The organism is Embleya sp. NPDC005971 (genome assembly GCF_040629175.1).
GTDB lineage: Bacteria > Actinomycetota > Actinomycetes > Streptomycetales > Streptomycetaceae > Embleya.
In genome coordinates this window covers 88,707-107,649 of the sequence record NZ_JBEXUX010000013.1, presented here as the reverse complement: position 1 = coordinate 107,649, position 18,943 = coordinate 88,707, and the positions used below count along the sequence as shown (strand labels likewise).

Below are 18,943 nucleotides of genomic sequence, written 5' to 3'. Positions count from 1 at the left end.
GAATGTGATGGTGCGGTGGTGCACGGTCGGGTGGTGTGCGCGGCATGACGATCTCGGCGCCGCGCACGCCACCCGGCCGGGTCTGTGGGGGTCAGCCGCTCATCAGCGCCGCCCGATGGCGTCGAAGTGGATCAGCCCGTCGTTGTAGAGCTGGATCCCGACCAGATCGGTCCGGTGCACGGCACCGATCACCGCCGACGAGTAGACCCAGAACGGCAGATCGCGGTTGACCTGGTTCTGCAGCCGGGTATAGGCGTCGCGCCGCGAGCCGGCGTCGGTCGAGCGCCGACCGTCCTCCAGGGCGGTGTCCACGACGTCGTTGGCATAGCCGGTGATGTTGCTCAACCCGGCCTTGCTGTACAGGAATTGGTAGATCGTCGGCTCCACGTCGTCGGCCCAGAGCTGACAGACGGTGGCGTCGAAGTCGTTGCCCGCCAAGCGGGTCACCAGCGAGGCCATGTCGGTGACCTCGACGATCACGGTCACGCCCGGATAACCCTCCAGGGTCTGCCGGATGTAGTCGGCGGTGGCGCGCATCTTGGCGCTGTCGGGCACCAGGTAGCGGAAGACGAACGGTTTCTTCCCGTTGTTGGTGACCTGCGCGAACAGTGCACGAGCCTCGTCGGGCCGGTTCTCCGGCGCGGCCAGGTTGACGTTGGCGAGCGGGGAGGTGCTGTCGAAGATGCCGCGCGCTGATTCGCCCCGCCCGCCGTAGAACCGCCGGCTGATCTCGGTGCTGCTCAGCGCCAGTGCGGTCGCCCGGCGGGCGTTCGGGTCCTGGAACGGTCCCTTGCGCACGTTGAAGGCGACCATCAACCCGCCGTTGAGCCGGGCGTCCTCGGCGACCAGCCCGTCCGCGCGGGCCTGCGCGATGCTCTGCGGGTCCGTGGTCAGGGTGAGGTCGGCCCGCTTGGCCTGGATCGCCTTGTTGCCGCCCTCGACGTCCTTGTCCACTCGGAAGACCACCTCGTCGAGGTAGGGCCGATTCCGTTGCCAGTACTGCGGGTTGCGCTCCAGCCGAACCTCCTTGCCCGGTTCCCAGCTCTTCACCTTGAACGGGCCCGCGCCCACCGGCGCGTGCTTGAGCTCGAAGCGACCCTCGGGCGTGGAGACCAGTCGTCGGGGTGCGACGAAGGAGAGGTTGCGCGCGATGGTGTGGTCGAAGTTGGCGTTGGAGGAGGGCAGTTCGATGCGGAGCTGGAGCGGGCCCTGCTCGGTCAGGGTCACCCCGCGCAGCGGACCGCCGACCAGCGATCGCACCGTGGGGTCGCGATGCGCGTCCCAGTTGGCCCGGACGGTGCCCGCGTCGAGCAGGCTGCCGTCGCTGAAGTGCACGTCGGGACGCAGGGTCAGGGTCCAGATCCGCGCGCTCTGGTCGGAGACCAACGACTCGGCCAGTTTGGGGCGCACCCCACCGGTGGTCGGATCGGTCCAGACCAGGACGTCGTACAGGGCGGACAACCGGTTCGAGTCGGCCACGCTGGAGTACGAGGCGGTGAACGGATCGAGCCCGCGCTCCTCGCCGGGCATCAGGATGGTCACCGAACCGCCGTGCTCGGGCTCGCCGCTCGCACCGCCGGAGTCGGACGAGTCCAGGCCGCAGCCGGCCGTGGCCAACACCGTGGCCGCGGCGAGCGCGAGGGCGAGGGAGAGTCGGCGGCGCAGGCCGCGACACGGTGGTCGTCTCGGGGGTTTCTTCGGGTGGGGTACCACTGCCGGCCTACCTACCTATCACTGTGGGGTTCGAACGTGCCTCGTGCTTCGGTGCATTCGTGCAGTCGTTCCGGAAGTGCGGTAGAGCTGTGGTGCGATGGCTCGCGCGCGGAGTGCGGCGGGAGCCGAATGCGTTGGTGCGCCGGCCCCGGGTACGGCGGGGTGTCCCGCCCGGGAACACGGAGCCCGGGCGGGACGAGTCGCTCGACTAGCCGGTGGTGCCGATCCGATCCCACAGGACGACACCGTCGTTGGCCAGTTGGATGCCGGTGATCCTGGGGTTGTAGACCGCGGCGGTGACCGCTTCCTGGTAGACCCAGAACGGCATGTCCTTGTTCACCTGGAGCTGTACACGCGTGTACGCGTCACGTCGCTGCGCAGGGTCGGTCGTCCTGCGGGCGTCCTCCAACGCGGCGTCGACCGCCGCGTTCTCGTAACTGCTGTTGTTCGGCATGCTCTTGCTGTGCAGCAGATCGTAGATGCCCGGCTCCGGGTCGTCGATCCATTGCTGGCCCAGAGCCGCCGCCCATTCGGTGGTGCCGCCTCGGACGGTGCGGACATAGGTCGCGATGTCGACGACCTTGACCTCCATCTGGACCCCGGGGTAGGTGTTGAGTACCTGCTTCATGTACTCCGCGACCCGGATCGAGGCGGGGGCCTGGGGAACCCAGTAGGTGAACTTGAGCGGCTTGGTGCCGCCCGCCGTCACGTCCTCGAACAACTCCTTGGCTCGCTTGGGGTCGTTCTCCGACGCCGCGAGCTGGATGTTGGCCACCGGGGACGAGGCGGCGAAGATGCCCTTGGCGGGGGTGCCCTTGCCGCCGAAGAACTTCTGGTTGATGTCGATGCCGTTGAAGGCGTAGACGAACGCCCGGCGTGCCCGCAGGTCCTTGAACGGCGCGACGTTCAGGTTGAACACGACCATCTGGCCGCCGTTGAGGCCGATCCGCGTCACGCCCAGCTTCTTCTCCTCGGCCTGCGCCGTGGCGAGCGGGTCCACCGCGACGGTGAGGTCGGTCTTGCCCTCGTCGACCGCGGATACCGAGTGGTTGACGTCGGTGTCCACCGTGATGGTCAGGTTGTCCAGGTGCGGCAGACCCTTTTCCAACTGCCAGTAGTCGGGATTGCGGGTGAAGCTCTGCTTGACCCCGCGCTCCCACTTCACCAGCTTGTACGGGCCGGCGCCGACCGGCTTGTCGCCGATCCCGGTGGGACTGGCCCGCAGCGCGGTGGGTGAGGCGATGTAGGCGAGGTTGCGGGTCACCAGGTGGTCGAAGTTCGCGTTCTCGCTGACCAGCTTGATGTCCAGGGTGAGCGGGTCGCTGACGGTGAGCGAGAGGATGACGCTCGCCGCACCCCGCTGGAAGGAACCGACCTTGGGGTCCTTGTGTCGGTCCCAGTTGAACCGGACGGCCTCGGCGTCGAAGACCGTGCCGTCGCTGAACTTCACGTTCGGACGGATCTTGAGTCGCCACGTGTCGGCTTTGGGGCCGTTGATCGCCAGCGACTCGGCGATCTGCGGGCGAATGCTGCCGGTGCTGGGGTCCGCCCACACCAGCGAGTCGTAGAGCGCCGACATGCGACTGCCGTCGGCGACGTTGACATACGACGTGGAGAAGGGGTCCAGGCTGGTGGAGTCGCCCGGGAGGCTCATCGTGAGCGAGCCGCCCTGCTTGGGCGTGCCCGCGGCCGACGGTTTGCTCTTGTCGTCGTCCCCGCAACCGGCGAGGGCGGTGGCCGCCAACGCGGTCGCGACGACCAGTACGGCTATTCGGCGCCGGGGACGGGGATGGCGCGTGGATCGAAGGGACAACAGGGAAGTACGAGTCACTGCAGGGCCAACCTTCACCTGACGGACCGTCCGGGCTGCTGTGGCCGGGCGGCGGACGTGCTTGGTGCCGGGTACGTCGGCCGACTCGGGGGGAGAGGGCGACGGCGCCCCGGGTGGAGCATGGTGGTGCGTCCGTGCGGCTGTGCTGTCGTGCGGTGGTGCGTGCTGCTCGACTGTCTGCAACCCTCGGGCGAGACACGTGAAGGCCGGGAATCACCAAGGTGATTCCCGGCCTCCACGAACCGACTGGTAAGGGTGCCGTCCCTTTCTACTGCCTTCCGGCGATCTGGTCCATCAAGATCGGGTCACTGTTGTACTTCTGATGACCAGTCAGCCCTTTTTGCCGATGCGATCGAAGAGGAAGATGCCGTCGTTGGACAACTGCACACCGGTCACCCCGGAGTGGAACACGCCCGCCACAACCGCCTCCTGATAGACCCACAGCGGCATGTCCCGGTCCAACTGGAGCTGGAGCTGCGTGTAGGCGGCCCGGCGCCGGGCCGGGTCGGTGGTGTTGCGGGCGTCGTCGAGCGCCTTGTCCACCACGTCGTCGCCGTAGAAGCAGCAGTTGCTCGGGCTGCCCTTGTGCAGGTACTGGTAGACCGCCGGCTCGGGGTCGTCGGCGAGCAACTGGCTGACCTTGACGTCGAACGCCTCGGCCAGGTTGGAGCGCTTGACGAACTCGGACAGGTCGGCGGTCTCCACGTCGACCCCGACTCCGGGGTACTTCTCCAGCGTTTCCTTCATGTACCGGCCGAGTTCGTCGATCGCGTTGCTCTTGGGCGCGATGAACTTGATCCGCATCGGCTTGGCGCCGTTGTCGGTCACCTTGGCGAACATTTCCGCGGCCTGCTTCGGCTTGTTCTCCGGAGCGGACAACTGCGGGTTGGCCAGCGCGGTGGCCTGGTTGAAGATGCCGCGCGCCGGGGTGCCCGCACCGCCGAAGACGCGCCGGTTGATCTCCTCGCTGCTCAGCGCCAGCACGATCGCGCGACGCACCTCGGGATTGGCGGTGGGACCGCCGGAGGTGTCGAAGCTGAGCAACTGGCCGCCGGAGAGCGCGAGCGACTCGATGCCGATGCCCGCGTCGCGGGCGGCCTTGAGGGTGAACGCGTCGCTGACGTTGGCGACGTCGGCCTTGCCCTTCTTGACCCGGTCGACCGCCGCACTGCCGCTGGACTCGTAGCGGAAGGTGAGGCTGTCCAGGTACGGCTTGTCCGGGCCCTGCCAGTAGGTCGGGTTCTTCACCAGGGTCAGGTGGTCACCCTTGACCCAGCCGCCCTCGCGCAGCATGAACGGACCCGCGCCCACCGGGTGTTCGGCCAGCTTGTCGACGCCCTCGGCGATCGCCTTGGGAGAGGCGATGAAGGACAGGCTGCGCGCGACCAGGCGGTCGAAGTTGCCGTTCGGCTTGTCCAGGATGATCCGCAACTCCAGCGCGTCGGCGCCGATCTGGCTCTTCATGCCGACCGTCGCGTCGCGCTGGCGCGACTTGGTGGTGGGCACCGCGTGCGTGTCCCAGTTGATCTTGACCGCCGCGGCGTCGAAGACCGTGCCGTCGGTGAACCTGAGGTTGGGTCGAAGCCGCAGGCTCCAGATCTTGTTGCCACTGCCCTCCACCGGCGCCAGGCTCTCGGCCAACTGCGGCTGTACGGAGCCGGTGACGGGGTTCGTCCAGAGCAGGCTGTCGTACAGGGCCGCCATCCGGTTTCCATCCGCCTGGGCGGCGTAGGAAGGCAGGAAGGGGTCGAGGCTGCGGGCGTCGGAGGTGGCCAGGATGTCCAGCGAGCCGCCGGCGCGGGGGGTGCCCACCGCGCTGGGGGCCTCACCGGACTCGGAACCGCAGCCGGCCGCGGCCAGCAGGCCGATTGCCGCGATGACGGCGGCGGTGCGACGGCGTGCCCGAAGGGCGAAAGGTCGTGCGTGTGCCACAGAAAACGTCCTCAAGCATGGAGCAGGTCGGCCGGTGGCCGGATGCCGCGCGATGAGCGCGGTCAGCGCCGTGAGGCTACAACTCGACACGTGTCGCATCGTCGACGGGATGCCCGATTCGACCCCCGGGCGGCCGACCGGGACACGTGCGTGTACGCACAGCGACGCGGTACGGCCGGGCTCGGCCGTACCGCGTCGGGTGTTCGGCGGTCAGTCCCGCTCGGCCGCCTTGGGTGCGGCTTCGGGGGCGGACTTCGGGTCGGGCTCGGGCTCGGGCTCGGCTTCGGCCTTCGGCTCGGCGTCGGAATCGGCGTCGATCTCGACCTCGGGCGCGGCCTTGGGCTCGGGCTCGACCGCGGCTTCGGGCGTGGCTTTGGACTCGGGCTCGACCGCGGCCTCGGCTTCGGGCGTGGCCTCGGCCGCCGCCTCGGGCACGACCTCGACCTCGGCCGCCGGCTCCGGCGCGGCTTCCGCCTCGACCGCAGCGGTGCTCGACGCGAACACCGCTGCCTCGCCCACCAACGGGAAGTGGCACGCGACCCGATGCCCCGGCGCGATCTCGCGCAACGTCGGCACGTGGGCCGCGCACTCCTCGCGCGCGATCGGGCAGCGGGTGCGGAACCGGCAACCGCTGGGCGGGTTCATCGGCGAGGGGATCTCGCCCTTGAGCGAGGGCCCGGCCGGCGCCGCCTCGGGGTCGGGCGCGGGCACCGCGTCGAGCAGGGCCCGGGTATAGGGGTGCGCGGGCGTGTCGTAGATGGCCGCGGTGTCGCCGGTCTCGGCGATGGTGCCCAGGTACATCACCGCGACGTCGTCGCTGATGTTGCGCACCACCGCGAGGTCGTGCGCGACGAAGATCATCGACACGCCGGTGCGGTTCTTCATCTCGTCGAGCAGGTCGAGCACCTGCGCCTGCACCGACACGTCCAGGGACGCCACCGGCTCGTCGCAGATCAGCAGGTCGGGATCGACCACCATGGCCCGGGCGATCGCGATCCGCTGGCATTGGCCGCCGGAGAACTGGTGCGGACGCCGGTCGGAGACCAACTCCGGGTCCAGGCCCACCTGACGCAGCACCGCCTCCACCCGCGGGCGGATCTCCTCGGCGGACATGCCGGAGATGACCAGACCCTCGGCGACGATGTCGAAGATCTTCCGGCGCGGGTTCAGCGCCGAGATGGGGTCCTGGAACACCATCTGGATCCGCCGACGCATCGTGCGCAGACCGGCCTTGGGCAGCGTGGTCAGTTCCTGACCGTCGAACCGGACCGAGCCCTCGGACGGCTTGGTCAACTGCAGGATGGCCCGGGCCAGCGTGGACTTGCCGCAGCCGGATTCGCCGACCAGGCCCAGCGTGCGCCCGCGCCCGAGCTCGAAGCTCACCCCCGCGACCGCGTTCATCATCCCGCCGGGCACCCGGAAACGCTGGACCAGGTCGGTGACCGTGAGCAGCGGGTCGGTGCCGGTCGAGGTCTCGGCGGCGGGCTTGTCGTCCAGGGCGAGCGCGCCCGGCGTGGTGCCGTCGGCGGTCATGCGGAGGCCTCCTTCATCAGGGACGGCTGCCCGCTGTCGGCACCCGCGACGGCGGCGACGTCCTCGCCGACGGGGTGGTGGCAGGCGAACCGGTGTGCGCCGAGCTCGTCGCCCAGCTCGGGCCGCTCCTCGCGGCACAGGTCGTCCGCCGCCGTGCAGCGGGCCGCGAACGCGCAGCCGGACTTGAGCGTGATCAGGTCCGGCGGCGTGCCCGGGATCGCCCGCGGGCGCTGGTCGCGTGGCACGTCCAGGCGGGGTACGGCGCCCAGCAGGGCCTCGGTGTAGCGATGCCGACGGTGGGCGAACAGGTCCGTGGTGGGGGAGTGTTCGACCATGCGACCGGCGTACATCACGGCGATCTGATCGGTCCGCCCGGCCACCACGCCCAGGTCGTGGCTGACCAGGATCATGCCCATGCCGCGTTCGGCCTGGATCTCCTGGAGCAGGTCGAGGATCTGCCGCTGCACGGTCACGTCCAGCGCGGTGGTCGCCTCGTCCGCGATCAGTACGTCGGGGTCGCAGGCGAGTGCCATCGCGATGGTCACCCGCTGGCGCATGCCGCCGGAGAGCTGGTGCGGGTACTGCCGGGCGCGCTTGGCCGGTTCGGGGATGCCGACCAGCGTGAGCAGTTCGATCGCGCGCTCGCCGGCCTCCTTCTTGCCCAGGCCCAGGTGCAGGCGCATCGACTCGGTGAGTTGTCGGTCGATCCGCAGTACCGGGTTGAGCGAGGTCATCGGGTCCTGGAAGACCATCGCGATCCGGTTGCCCCAGATCTTGCGGGCCTCCTTGCGTGGTACGCCGACCAGTTCGCGGCCGTCCAGGCGCACGCTGCCGTGGATGTCGGCGATCGAGGGGCAGATGCCCATCAGCGAGCGCACCAGCATCGACTTGCCCGAGCCGGACTCGCCGACCAGGCCGAGTGTCTCGCCGCGTTCGATGCTGAAGGAGACCCCGTCCACCGCCTTGAGCACCCCGCGCGGGGTGTCCAGGTGCACCCGCAGGTCGGTGGCCCGCAGCAGTGGTTCGTCCGGCGTGGGCGAGCCGGTCGTCTTCGGCTCCGCCATGGTCACCACGCCACCTTCGCGCCGCGCGGCTGTTGGATCCCGTCCATGTGAGCGGTCCCGTCTGTGTGAGGGGGTCGAAGAACGGGGCCGACGGCGGTCCTGTGGGAGGCAGGACCGCCGTCGAGCCCTCGGCTACAGCTTGGTGTCGCGGACGTCGAACCTGGCACGCAGCCGGTCGCCGATGACGTTGAGCGAGAAGACCGTCAGGAACAGCACCCCGCAGGGTACGAACACCTGGGCCGGATACAGCGACAGATCGTCCCGGGCGGCGTTGATCATGCCGCCCCAACTGGGCATCGGCGGCGGGATGCTCAGGCCGAGGAAGGACAACGAGCCCTCCGCGACGATCAGCACGGCCATCACGATCACCGAGTACGACATCACCGCGGGGAACGTGTTGGGCAACAGTTCCTTGAAGATGATCCGGCCCGGACCCGCGCCCATCGCCTTGGCCACCGTGACGTATTCGCGGTTGGACTGGGCGATCGCGCTCGCCTTGGTCAGCCGGGTGAAGCCGGGGATGGTGAGCACGGCCAGACCCGCGGTGATGCTGGTCTGCGAGGGCTCGTACACCGAGGACAGCGCGAGCAGCAGGATCAGCGGCGGGAAGGCCAGCAGCGCGTCGGAGAACAGGTCGATGATCATCTCGGTGACGCCGCGGAAGTAGGCCGCGACCAGGCCGAGCAGACCACCGATGAGGACGCCGACCACGACCGACACCAACGCGACGATCATCGACACGCGCGCGCCGAAGGCGAGCCGGGTCAGGTGGCTGCGACCGAGGCCGTCGGTGCCCAGGAACTCGGGCCAGGCGGCGAACGGCTTCTGCTTCGCCTCGCCGAACGCCTGCCCGTACTCGTGCGGGAAGACGCCCGGTGCGATCAGGCTCAGCACCGCGCCGAGCAGCACGATGCTCATCCAGGCGATCGCGAACCACAGCAGCACGCTGGGCCGCTTGCGGGCCTTGCCGCTCTTGGCCCGCTTGACCTGCGAGGGTCGCAGGCCCGTCGGTTCGGCCGCGCCGAGAGCCGGCTCCGGGGCGGTTTCGAGTGTGCTCATCGGGCCCTCACTCTCGGGTCGATGAGTGAGTAGCCGATGTCCACGAGCGTGTTGAGCAGCACGTAGACGATCGCGATCACCACGACCGTGCCCTGGACGACCGGGATGTCCTTGCCGTTGATCGCCTGGTACATGCCCTGTCCCAGACCCGGGATGGAGAAGTACGACTCGACGATGACGGTGCCGCCGATCAGCCGGCCCAGGGTCAGCCCGGAGACGGTCAGCAGCGAGAACGACGAGGGCCGCAGCGCGTGTCGGAACAGCACGTACGACGTCGACAGGCCCTTGGACCGCGCGGTCAGGATGAAGTCCTCCTGGAGCGTGGCGAGCATGTCGCTGCGCAGGAGGCGTTGGAACTGGGGGATCTCCGCCAGCGCGAGCGCGAGCGCGGGCAGGAACGCGAACTCGATGTTCTTGGCGAAGTCGATCGAGATGTACTCCCATCCCGTCGGCTTGAACGCCGCGATCATCTCCCGGTTCGCGAAGAAGTAGACGAGCAGGAACACGCTGACGAAGGTGGGGATCGACAGCAGTGCCGAGGACACGCCGCCCACGACGCGGTCGACGCGTCCGCCCGCCTTCGCTGCCGTCCACACGCCCAGCGGCACGGCCACGATCAGGGCCATGAGGAGGGCGAAGACGGCGAGTTCCAAGGTCACCGGGAATCGCTCGGTGATCCCGTCCATGACGGGGGTTCGAGTCTTCAGCGACTCCCCGAGGTCGCCGGTGAGCGCATGGCCCACCCAGGTCACGTATCGGACGGGCAGCGACTTGTCGTACCCGAACTCGTGCTCCAGGTCCTTGAGATCCTGAGGCGTGGAGCCGGGGCCGAGCATCTGGGCGACCGGTGAGCCGTCCACCAGGTCGGGCAGGGCCGTGGTCGCGAACGTGACCAGGAACAGCACCGGAATCAGGGCCAGCAACTTGCGACCGAGCAGGCGCAACACGACGGTGTCACCCCCTCTCGCTGGTCTGGTCGGTTGACGAGGTCTGTTGACGTTCCGTGCGGTCGTGCGGTGGTGCGCTCGCGCGAAACCGCCGAATCCCGGACAGGGCCGATCACCTGTGGTGACACGTGCCTTGACGGGTCGTCAGTTAAGCGCGGTGATTAATTACGGCAGTGGGCGCGATCAATGTCAATGGATTCATCGCAACCGTTAGCGGGTCGAAAACGTCCGGCCCGAAGCGGAGCGCCGGCCCCCGGCGGCACGTGTCGACCTGCGGGAATAAGGTGCGGACGGCAACTAACTGACGGTGCGTCAGATGTGGTCGACGGGCTGTGTGTGCGCTGCCTGCCGCTCACCTGCGGGACACCCGATCGCGCCTCGCGCGCGAGCCCTCGGTGGCTTCGCCGCGGTTGCGGGGACCGGCGCGATCCGGCCGGCCACGTGCGTGAGCGGACGTTCATCCGCCGGAAACACATGTGCGGCAAGCGTCACGTCGGCGAAACACGTCGCGCCACGGCGCGAAACCTCACGCCTCGAAGCTCCTTTCCATGAGCTCCCGGAGGTCGGCCGGGGCCACGGAGAAGAGAGGCAGAGTATGGACACGGGTAACACCGCATTCGTACTCCTGAGCGCCGCACTGGTCATGCTCATGACGCCCGGGCTGGCGTTCTTCTACGGCGGCATGGTCCGCGTGAAGAGCGTCCTCAACATGCTGATGATGAGCTTCATCTGCCTGGCTGTCGTGACGGTGCTGTGGGTGCTCTACGGGTTTTCGATGACGTTCAGCACGGACGCGTTCGGCGGCCTGGTGGGCAACTTCGACTGGTACGGCATGCGCGACATCGGGGTCGCGGAGTTGTGGGACGGCTACACGATCCCGGTGACGGTGTTCGCGGCCTTCCAGTTGATGTTCGCCATCATCACCCCGGCGCTGATCAGCGGCGCCGTCGCGGATCGCACCAAGTTCACCGCCTGGGCCGTGTTCGTGGCGTTCTGGGTCACCCTGGTCTACTTCCCCGTCGCGCACTGGGTCTGGGCCGCGGACGGCTGGTTGTTCGAGAAGGGCGTGATCGACTTCGCCGGCGGTACGGCGGTGCACATCAACGCCGGTATCGCGGCGCTGGCCCTGGTCCTGGTGATCGGCAAGCGGGTCGGCTTCAAGCGTGACCCGATGCGCCCGCACAACCTGCCGCTGGTGATGATCGGCGCCGGTCTGCTGTGGTTCGGCTGGTTCGGCTTCAACGCCGGTTCCTGGCTCGCCGCGGACGGCGTCACCGGCCGAGCCCTGATCAACACCCAGATCGCCACCGCCGCGGCCATGCTCGGCTGGCTGTTCCTGGAGAAGATCCGCGACGGACACCTGACCACCCTGGGCGCCGCGTCCGGCGCGGTGGCCGGCCTGGTCGCGATCACCCCGGCGTGCGGTGCGCTCAGCCCGCTCGGCTCGATCGCCCTGGGCCTGGTCGCCGGCGCGGTGTGCGCCTGGGCGGTGGGCCTGAAATACAAGCTCGGCTACGACGACTCGCTCGACGTGGTCGGGGTGCACCTGGTCGGCGGCATCATCGGATCGCTCGCCCCCGGGTTCCTGGCCACCGGTCACGTCCAGAGCGACGCCAAGGGCTTGTTCTACGGTGGGGGCTTCGATCAGCTCGGCAAGCAGTTGATCGGAGTCGGTGCCGTCCTGGCCTACTCCTTCGTCGTCACCTTCATCCTGGGCACGGTCATTCACAAGACCATCGGCTTCCGGGTGACCGAGGACGACGAGGTGGCCGGCATCGACCAGGTCGAGCACGCCGAGACCGGGTACGACTTCGCCACACTCGGCGGTTCCACCCGACCGTCGGCGGGCATCGGCACCTCTACGGGCGCGGGCGCCGCGGCGCCCGCCGACACGAAGGTGGATGCGTGAAGCTCATCACGGCGGTGATCAAGCCGCACCGGCTCGACGACGTGAAGAACGCCCTCCAGGCGTTCGGCGTCCACGGCCTCACCGTGACCGAGGCGAGCGGCTACGGCCGGCAGCGCGGCCACACCGAGGTCTACCGGGGCGCCGAGTACCAGGTCGACCTGGTGCCCAAGGTCCGCATCGAGGTCGTCGCGGACGACGAGGACGCGGAGGAACTGCTCGACGTCCTGGTCAAGGCCGCGCGTACCGGCAAGATCGGCGACGGCAAGGCGTGGATCGTCCCGGTGGACAGCGTGGTGCGGGTGCGCACCGGCGAGCGCGGCCCGGAAGCCCTGTAACACCTCCGATGGCCGGTCCCGCTCCGAAGACGCTCTTCGGGGACGGGTCCGGCCATCGGCCTTTGTGTCGACCGCTCGCGGTGCTCGGCGGCCGGCGCCGCCGGCGCGTGTGAACGAGGGAGCAGGCCCCATGGAACCGACCGCCACCTCGCGGTACACCCGAGCCAGGGACGACCTCCTGGCCGACCCCGCCGGACCCACCGGTGCGACCCGTCGACAGGCCCTCGGCACCCTGTCGGACCGCTGGCTGACCGAGTTGTTCGTCGGCGCGGGCGCGCCGACCGAGGGCGTGTGTCTGGTCGCGGTCGGCGGCTACGGCCGACGCGAACTGTCCCCCGGCAGCGACCTGGACCTGGTGCTGCTGCATCAAGACCACGACGGGATCACCGAACTCGCCGACGCGATCTGGTACCCGGTGTGGGACGCGGGCATCGCCCTGGACCACTCGGTGCGCACCCCCGACGAGGCCCGCCGGGCCGCCGCCGAGGACCTGCGGGTGCAGACCGGCCTGCTCGACATCCGACACATCGCCGGCGATCCCGAGTTGACCGCCGCGCTGCGCACCTCGATGTTCGGCGCGTGGCGAGCCGCCGCCGTCAAGCGGCTGCCCGAACTGCACGAGTCCTGCCGCGAGCGCGCGCAGCGGCACGGCGAGGTCGCCTTCCTGCTCGAACCCGACCTCAAGGAGGCCCGCGGCGGCCTGCGCGACGCGACCGCGCTGCGGGCGATCTCGGCCTCGTGGATCGCGGACGCGCCGCACGAGGAGGTGAACACCGCCCGGGCCACCCTGCTCGACGTGCGCGACGCGCTGCACCTGGTCACCGGGCGCGGCTCGGACCGACTGCTGCTCCAGGAACAGGACGCGGTCGCCCGCCGGCTGGGCCTGCTGGACGCGGACACGTTGCTGCGCCGGGTCTCCGAGGCGGCCCGGGCGCTGGCATACGCCTGCGACGTGACCTGGCGCGAGGTCTCCCGGGTGCTCGCGGCGCGCGACGCGGGCGCGGGGGTGCGCCGGCTGCGCCGGGGCCGGCATGCGGTGCCCGCCCGCACGCCGCTGGCCGAGGGCGTGGTCGAGTACGCCGGCGAGGCGGTACTCGCCCAGGCCGCGCAGCCGGCCCGGGACCCGGTGTTGTTGCTGCGCGCCGCCGCGGCCGCCGCACAGGCCGGCCTGCCGCTGTCCCGTCACACCGTGGACCGCCTGGCGATCGAGTGCCCGCCCCTGGCCGATCCGTGGCCGTCGGCCGCCCGCGAGGCGTTCGTGTCGCTGCTGGGCGCCGGGCGGGACGTGTTGCCGGTGTGGGAGGCGTTGGAGTCCAAGCGGCTGATCACCAAGCTGTTGCCGGACTGGGAGCGGGTGCGCTGTCGGCCGCAGCGCAACGCGGTACATCGCTTCACCGTCGACCGGCACCTGATCGAGACCGCGATCGAGGCCGCCGCGCACACCCGCCGGGTGGCCCGGCCGGACCTGCTCCTGGTGGCCGCGCTGCTGCACGACATCGGCAAGGGCTGGCCGGGCGATCACAGCGTCAGCGGCGAGGTGATCGCGCGCGAGGCCGCCGTGCGGATGGGCTTCGCCAAGGACGACGTGGACGTGCTCGGCACGCTGGTGCGGTGGCACCTGCTGCTGGTGGACACCGCGACCCGGCGGGACCTGGACGATCCGACCACCGTGGCGGCGTTCGCAGAGGCGGTGGGCAGCGTGGAAACCCTCGAACTGCTCCACGCACTCACCGAGGCCGACGCCGCCGCCACCGGACCCGCCGCGTGGAGCGAGTGGCGGGACGCCCTGGTCCGGGACCTCGTGGCCCGGACCAGGGCGGTGTTCGCCGGCCGGCCCACCCCGGCGGTGTCCGAGCGCATCGTCACCGCCGACGTGTCGGGGGAACTCCCGGTGGTCCGGCTGGAACCGCTGCCCTTCGGCGCCGAGGTGACCATCGCGGCGCCGGACCGGGTCGGCCTGATGGCGCTCTCCGCGGGCGTCCTGGCGCTGCATCGGCTCACCGTGCGCTCGGCCGCGATCGACGTGGTCGAGGACCTGGGTGTCACGGTGTGGACGGTGGAGACCGAGTTCGGCCGACTGCCCGACCCGGCCGCGCTGCGCGAGGACGTGCGCAAGGCCCTGGCCGGCGGCCTGGACGTGGCCGCCCGGCTGGCCAAGCGCGAGGCGGCCTACCCGCCCCGGCGCGGCACCACCCCGGCGCCCGCACGGGTGGAGGTGATCGCGGACGCGTCGCGGAGCGCGACCGTGCTGGAGGTGCGGGCGCACGACAGCCCCGGCCTGCTGCACCGGATCGGCAAGGCGCTCGCCGACGCCCGGGTGAGCGTGCGTCAGGCCCGGGTCGGCACCCACGGCGCGGACGCGGTGGACGCCTTCTACGTGGTCGCCCCGAACGGACACCCGCTGACCGCCGCCGACGCCCGGGGCCTGGCCCGCACCCTGGAGCGGGCGCTGACGCCGTGATCCCGGGCGCACGCCGCCTTCCGGGGTGCACGAGTCACCATTGCCGCAGCGCCCACATGTGCCTGGCAGGCGGATCCGGGACACGTGCCCCCGCCACGACCGCTCGGCGGGCGGTTAGGCTGGGCCCGACACCACCCGTATCTGACGAAGGACCTCTGCCGACGTGTTCGACACTCTCTCCGACCGCCTCGCAGCGACCTTCAAGAACCTTCGCGGCAAGGGGCGGCTCTCCGAAGCCGACATCGACGCCACCGCACGCGAGATCCGCGTCGCCCTCCTGGAGGCCGACGTGGCCCTCCCGGTGGTCCGCGAGTTCATCGCCCGGGTCAAGGAGCGTGCCCGAAGCGCCGAGGTGTCGGGGGCGCTGAACCCGGCCCAGCAGATCGTCAAGATCGTCAACGAGGAGCTCGTCGGGATCCTCGGCGGCGAGACCCGCCGGCTGCGCTTCGCCAAGACCGGCCCCACCGTGATCATGCTCGCCGGCCTCCAGGGCGCGGGCAAGACCACCCTGGCGGGCAAGCTGGGCAAGTGGCTCAAGGAGCAGAAGCACGAGCCGCTCCTGGTGGCCTGTGACCTCCAGCGCCCGAACGCGGTCAACCAGCTCTCCGTGGTCGCCCAGCGGGCCGGCGTGGCGGTCTACGCCCCCGAGCCCGGCAACGGCGTCGGCGACCCGGTCAAGGTCGCCCGCGACTCGATCGAGTTCGCCAAGACCAAGCAGTACGACGTGGTCGTGGTGGACACCGCCGGCCGTCTGGGCATCGACGCCGAGATGATGCAGCAGGCCGCGGACATCCGGGACGCGGTCAAGCCGGACGAGATCCTGTTCGTCGTCGACGCGATGATCGGTCAGGACGCGGTGGTCACCGCGCAGGCGTTCCTCGACGGCGTCGGCTTCGACGGCGTGGTGCTCTCCAAGCTCGACGGCGACGCGCGTGGTGGCGCGGCCCTGTCGGTCGCGTCGGTGACCGGCCGCCAGATCATGTTCGCCTCCAGCGGCGAGAAGCTCGACGAGTTCGACGCCTTCCACCCGGACCGGATGGCCTCGCGCATCCTGGGCATGGGCGACATGCTCAGCCTGATCGAGATGGCCGAGGCCAAGTACGACCAGGACCTCGCGCTCAAGGCCGCCGAGAAGCTGCACGGCGGCGGCAACAACTTCACCCTGGAGGACTTCCTCCAGCAGATGGAGCAGGTCAAGAAGCTCGGCTCGATCTCGAAGCTGCTCGGCATGTTGCCCGGCATGGGCGCGATGAAGGAGCAGATCGACAACATCGACGACCGCGACCTGGACCGGGTCGCGGCGATCATCAAGTCGATGACGCCGGCCGAGCGCGCGGACGTGAAGATCCTCAACGGCTCGCGCCGGGCCCGGATCGCCAAGGGCGCCGGCACCGAGGTCAGCGCGGTCAACAACCTGATCGAGCGGTTCGTCGAGGCCCGCAAGATGATGGGCCAGATGGCCAAGGGCGGTGGCATGCCGGGGATGCCGGGGATGCCGGGCATGGGCGGCGCCGGCAAGAAGAAGGGCAAGGCGCCCAAGCAGGCCAAGGGCAAGCGCCAGTCGGGCAACCCGATGAAGCGCAAGCAGGAGGCGGCGGCCGAGGCGGCGCGGCGCGAGGAGCGCGCGGCGAACCCGTTCGGTCTGCCGGCCGGCGGCGGTGCGGGCGGCGCGGCCGACTTCGAACTGCCCGAGGAGTTCAAGAACTTCCTGCCGCCGGGCCAGAAGTAGGCTCGACGCGACGCGGGACGACCGCACCCGGGCGAACCCCCGGGTGCGGTCGGCGCACACGACGAGGGGACGCAGGCAGATGACCAAGGCCGTCGACCTTTACACCGTGGCCGGTGCCCGGGTGGGCATTCGCGCACCGCGCCCGGCGGACACGGCGGCGTCCGCCGCGGCGATCCGCCGCTCGGACCACATCGCGCGGTGGAACCCGTCCGACCCGGACGACCTGCCGGACCTGATCCGCCGCCAAAGCGACACCTTCCGCACCTTCCTGGTGGTGGACCTCGCCGACGCGGGCCTGGCCGGCCGGATCAACGTCTCGAACATCGTGCGCTCCCGGTTCTGCAACGCCTCGCTCGGCTACGACGCGTACAAGCCGTACGCGGGCACCGGGCGGATGACCGAGGCGCTCGCCCTGGTGATCGACCGGGTGTTCGCCGCGGACGGTCTCGGCCTGCACCGGCTGGAGATCAACGTGCAGCCGGGGAACGAGGGTTCGATCGCGCTCGCGCGGCGGATGGGCTTTCGGCACGAGGGCTTCACACCGCGGATGTTGTTCATCAACGACGACTGGCGCGACCACGAGCGCTTCGCGCTGACCGCGGAGGAATGGCCCGGGGCGGAGAAGACCATTCTTCCCTCGTAGGGCCGGACGTGGCAGGCTGCCCGGCCATGACGTACGAGGTCGAGCCTGCTGTTCATCCCGAACTCGCCGCCCACACCGCGCACTTCACCAAGCGCGTGTACACCGTGGCCGAGCATGTACACGTCGCCGTGGGCTGGTCCTCGGCCAACGCGACGGTGATCGAGGGTCCCGGTGGTCTGGTGGTGGTGGACACCGGCAGCGGCGCGGATCTGGCCGCGGTGATCGAGGCGGAGGTACGCCCGCACCTGGACGACCCGCGGGCGCCGGTCCGGGCCGTGGTGGTCACCCACCATCACCCCGACCACGTGAACGGGTTGAGCCACTGGGCCGCGACGCCGGATGTGGACGTGTACGCGCACCGCACGTTCCTGGCGAGCCTGACCGACCAGTCCGGTCCCGCGCTGCACATCATGGGCCTGCGCTCGGTGTACTCGCTGGGCAACCTGCTCGGGCCCTCGGACACCGAGGGCGTCAACGACGCGGTCGGCCCGCACGCCGGGGTCGGCACCCCCTCGTTCGTGATGCCCACGGTGCTGGTGGGCGACGAGTTGGAGACCGAGGTCGCGGGGGTGCGGCTGCGGCTGTTCCACAACCCCGGCGAGACCGACGACGCGATCAGCGTGTATCTCCCGGACAGCGACGTGCTCCTGTGCGGCGACACCATCCAGGGCCCGACCCTGCCCAACATCCACACCCTGCGCGGTTGTCGCTACCGCGACCCGATGCAGTGGGTGCGCAGCATCGACGCGCTGCGCGCGCATCGGGCCGCGCACCTGATCCCCAGTCACGGGCAGCCGGTGTCGGGCGCCGCCAAGGTGGCCGAGGTGCTGGCCGTGGAGCGGGACTGCATCCAGTACATCCACGACCAGACGGTGCGCCGGATGAACGAGGGGCTGACCCCGGACGAACTGGCCGAGACCGTCGAACTGCCCGAACACCTGGCCTCGTACGCGCCGTACGCACGGGAGTACTACGGCACGGTCAAGCACACCGTGCGGCAGATCTTCTTCGGCTACCTGGGCTGGTTCGGCGGCGACCCGGTCGACCTGGACCCGCTGCCCCGGGCCGAATACGCGCGCCGGACGGTGGAGTTGATGGGTGGCCGGGAACGGGTGCTGGACGCGGCGAGGCGGGCGTACGCGAGCGGCGAATACCAATGGGCGGCCGAGTTGGCCACGCACCTGACCCGGATCGACCGCGCGGACGCGGACGCGCGCTCGCTCAAGGCCGCCGCGTTTCGCCGGTTGGGCTACGCCCAACTCAACATCAACTGGCGGAACTGGTACCTGACCAGCGCGGACGAGCTGGAGGACCGGATCCAGCCGATCCTGCCGCTGATCAACTTCGCCGCGATCTTCGCGCCGCCGGACCTGGTCGCCCGGATCCCGGCGGCCTGGCTGATCGAGCTGTACACGACCCGGCTGCGCGCCGAGGAGGCGCTGGAGGTGGACGCCGTGCTGGGCTGGCGGGTGTCGGGGGGTGTGCACGGCGAGGAGGAGGTCGCGCTGCACATCCACCGCGGCGTCGCCCGGTTCCTGCGCGAGATCCCCTCGGACGCCGAGGTGATCCTCGAACTCCCGCGTGAAACGGTGGAATCGCTGCACCTGGGCCGCACCGACCTGCGCGGCGCCCTGGCCGGCGAGGACGCCCGGACCTCTCGGGGCACCGCCGAACGGGCGGTGACCCTGCTGGACCTCTTCGACCCGGCCCAACCGAAGAAGCCCACCGAACTCACGCTGCGCTGAGATCTCCGACCACCGGTACGCGGCACCCGGGTTCCGGGTGCC

13 protein-coding genes are annotated in these 18,943 nt (G+C 70.1%); 6 read left to right on the top strand and 7 right to left on the bottom strand.

Going from position 1 to position 18,943, the window contains the following annotated elements:
* Window positions 1-102 precede the first annotated feature (102 nt).
* From ABZ374_RS14440 to ABZ374_RS14410, 7 genes are all read right to left on the bottom strand, one after another.
* On the bottom strand, window positions 103-1,713 hold the full coding sequence (locus ABZ374_RS14440; RefSeq protein WP_360310643.1) for an ABC transporter substrate-binding protein: 1,611 nt from the start codon (window positions 1,711-1,713) through the stop codon (window positions 103-105).
* A gap of 208 nt (window positions 1,714-1,921) precedes the next feature.
* Window positions 1,922-3,544 carry an ABC transporter substrate-binding protein gene (locus tag ABZ374_RS14435; RefSeq protein WP_360310641.1) on the bottom strand — a complete coding sequence of 541 codons (1,623 nt, stop codon included), beginning with the start codon at window positions 3,542-3,544 and terminating at the stop codon, window positions 1,922-1,924.
* 330 nt (window positions 3,545-3,874) lie between these two features.
* Entirely contained in the window at window positions 3,875-5,476 is a 1,602-nt protein-coding gene (locus ABZ374_RS14430) for an ABC transporter substrate-binding protein (RefSeq protein WP_360310639.1), read from the bottom strand.
* A gap of 210 nt (window positions 5,477-5,686) precedes the next feature.
* Window positions 5,687-7,009 carry an oligopeptide/dipeptide ABC transporter ATP-binding protein gene (locus ABZ374_RS14425; protein ID WP_360310637.1) on the bottom strand — a complete coding sequence of 441 codons (1,323 nt, stop codon included), beginning with the start codon at window positions 7,007-7,009 and terminating at the stop codon, window positions 5,687-5,689.
* A complete protein-coding gene (locus ABZ374_RS14420; protein WP_360310635.1) occupies window positions 7,006-8,073 on the bottom strand; it encodes an ABC transporter ATP-binding protein in 1,068 nt (355 codons plus the stop codon). Before ABZ374_RS14420 ends, ABZ374_RS14425 begins: the two co-directional genes overlap by 4 nt.
* Window positions 8,074-8,205: 132 nt before the next feature.
* A complete protein-coding gene (locus ABZ374_RS14415) occupies window positions 8,206-9,132 on the bottom strand; it encodes an ABC transporter permease (RefSeq protein ID WP_360310633.1) in 927 nt (308 codons plus the stop codon).
* On the bottom strand, window positions 9,129-10,079 hold the full coding sequence (locus tag ABZ374_RS14410) for an ABC transporter permease (RefSeq protein ID WP_360310631.1): 951 nt from the start codon (window positions 10,077-10,079) through the stop codon (window positions 9,129-9,131). Before ABZ374_RS14410 ends, ABZ374_RS14415 begins: the two co-directional genes overlap by 4 nt.
* 595 nt (window positions 10,080-10,674) lie before the next feature.
* On the opposite strand from ABZ374_RS14410, the gene ABZ374_RS14405 reads away from it, so the two are divergent.
* The 6 genes from ABZ374_RS14405 to ABZ374_RS14380 all read left to right on the top strand — a co-directional run bounded on the left by ABZ374_RS14405 (window position 10,675) and on the right by ABZ374_RS14380 (window position 18,901).
* On the top strand, window positions 10,675-11,988 hold the full coding sequence (locus tag ABZ374_RS14405) for an ammonium transporter (RefSeq protein WP_360310629.1): 1,314 nt from the start codon (window positions 10,675-10,677) through the stop codon (window positions 11,986-11,988).
* Window positions 11,985-12,323: a P-II family nitrogen regulator gene (locus tag ABZ374_RS14400; protein ID WP_360310627.1), complete on the top strand. Its 339-nt coding sequence runs from the start codon at window positions 11,985-11,987 to the stop codon at window positions 12,321-12,323. The genes ABZ374_RS14405 and ABZ374_RS14400 overlap by 4 nt, the downstream gene beginning before the upstream one ends.
* Before the next feature lie 130 nt (window positions 12,324-12,453).
* Window positions 12,454-14,784 carry a [protein-PII] uridylyltransferase gene (locus tag ABZ374_RS14395; RefSeq protein ID WP_360310625.1) on the top strand — a complete coding sequence of 777 codons (2,331 nt, stop codon included), beginning with the start codon at window positions 12,454-12,456 and terminating at the stop codon, window positions 14,782-14,784.
* Window positions 14,785-14,947: 163 nt separating this feature from the next.
* Window positions 14,948-16,513: a signal recognition particle protein gene (gene ffh, locus ABZ374_RS14390; RefSeq protein WP_360310623.1), complete on the top strand. Its 1,566-nt coding sequence runs from the start codon at window positions 14,948-14,950 to the stop codon at window positions 16,511-16,513.
* Window positions 16,514-16,592: 79 nt separating this feature from the next.
* Entirely contained in the window at window positions 16,593-17,156 is a 564-nt protein-coding gene (locus ABZ374_RS14385; RefSeq protein ID WP_360310621.1) for a GNAT family protein, read from the top strand.
* A 26-nt stretch (window positions 17,157-17,182) separates the two neighbouring features.
* Complete coding sequence (locus ABZ374_RS14380) at window positions 17,183-18,901, top strand: alkyl sulfatase dimerization domain-containing protein (RefSeq protein WP_360310619.1); 1,719 nt, start codon at window positions 17,183-17,185, stop codon at window positions 18,899-18,901.
* The last annotated feature ends 42 nt before the right edge of the window (window positions 18,902-18,943 follow it).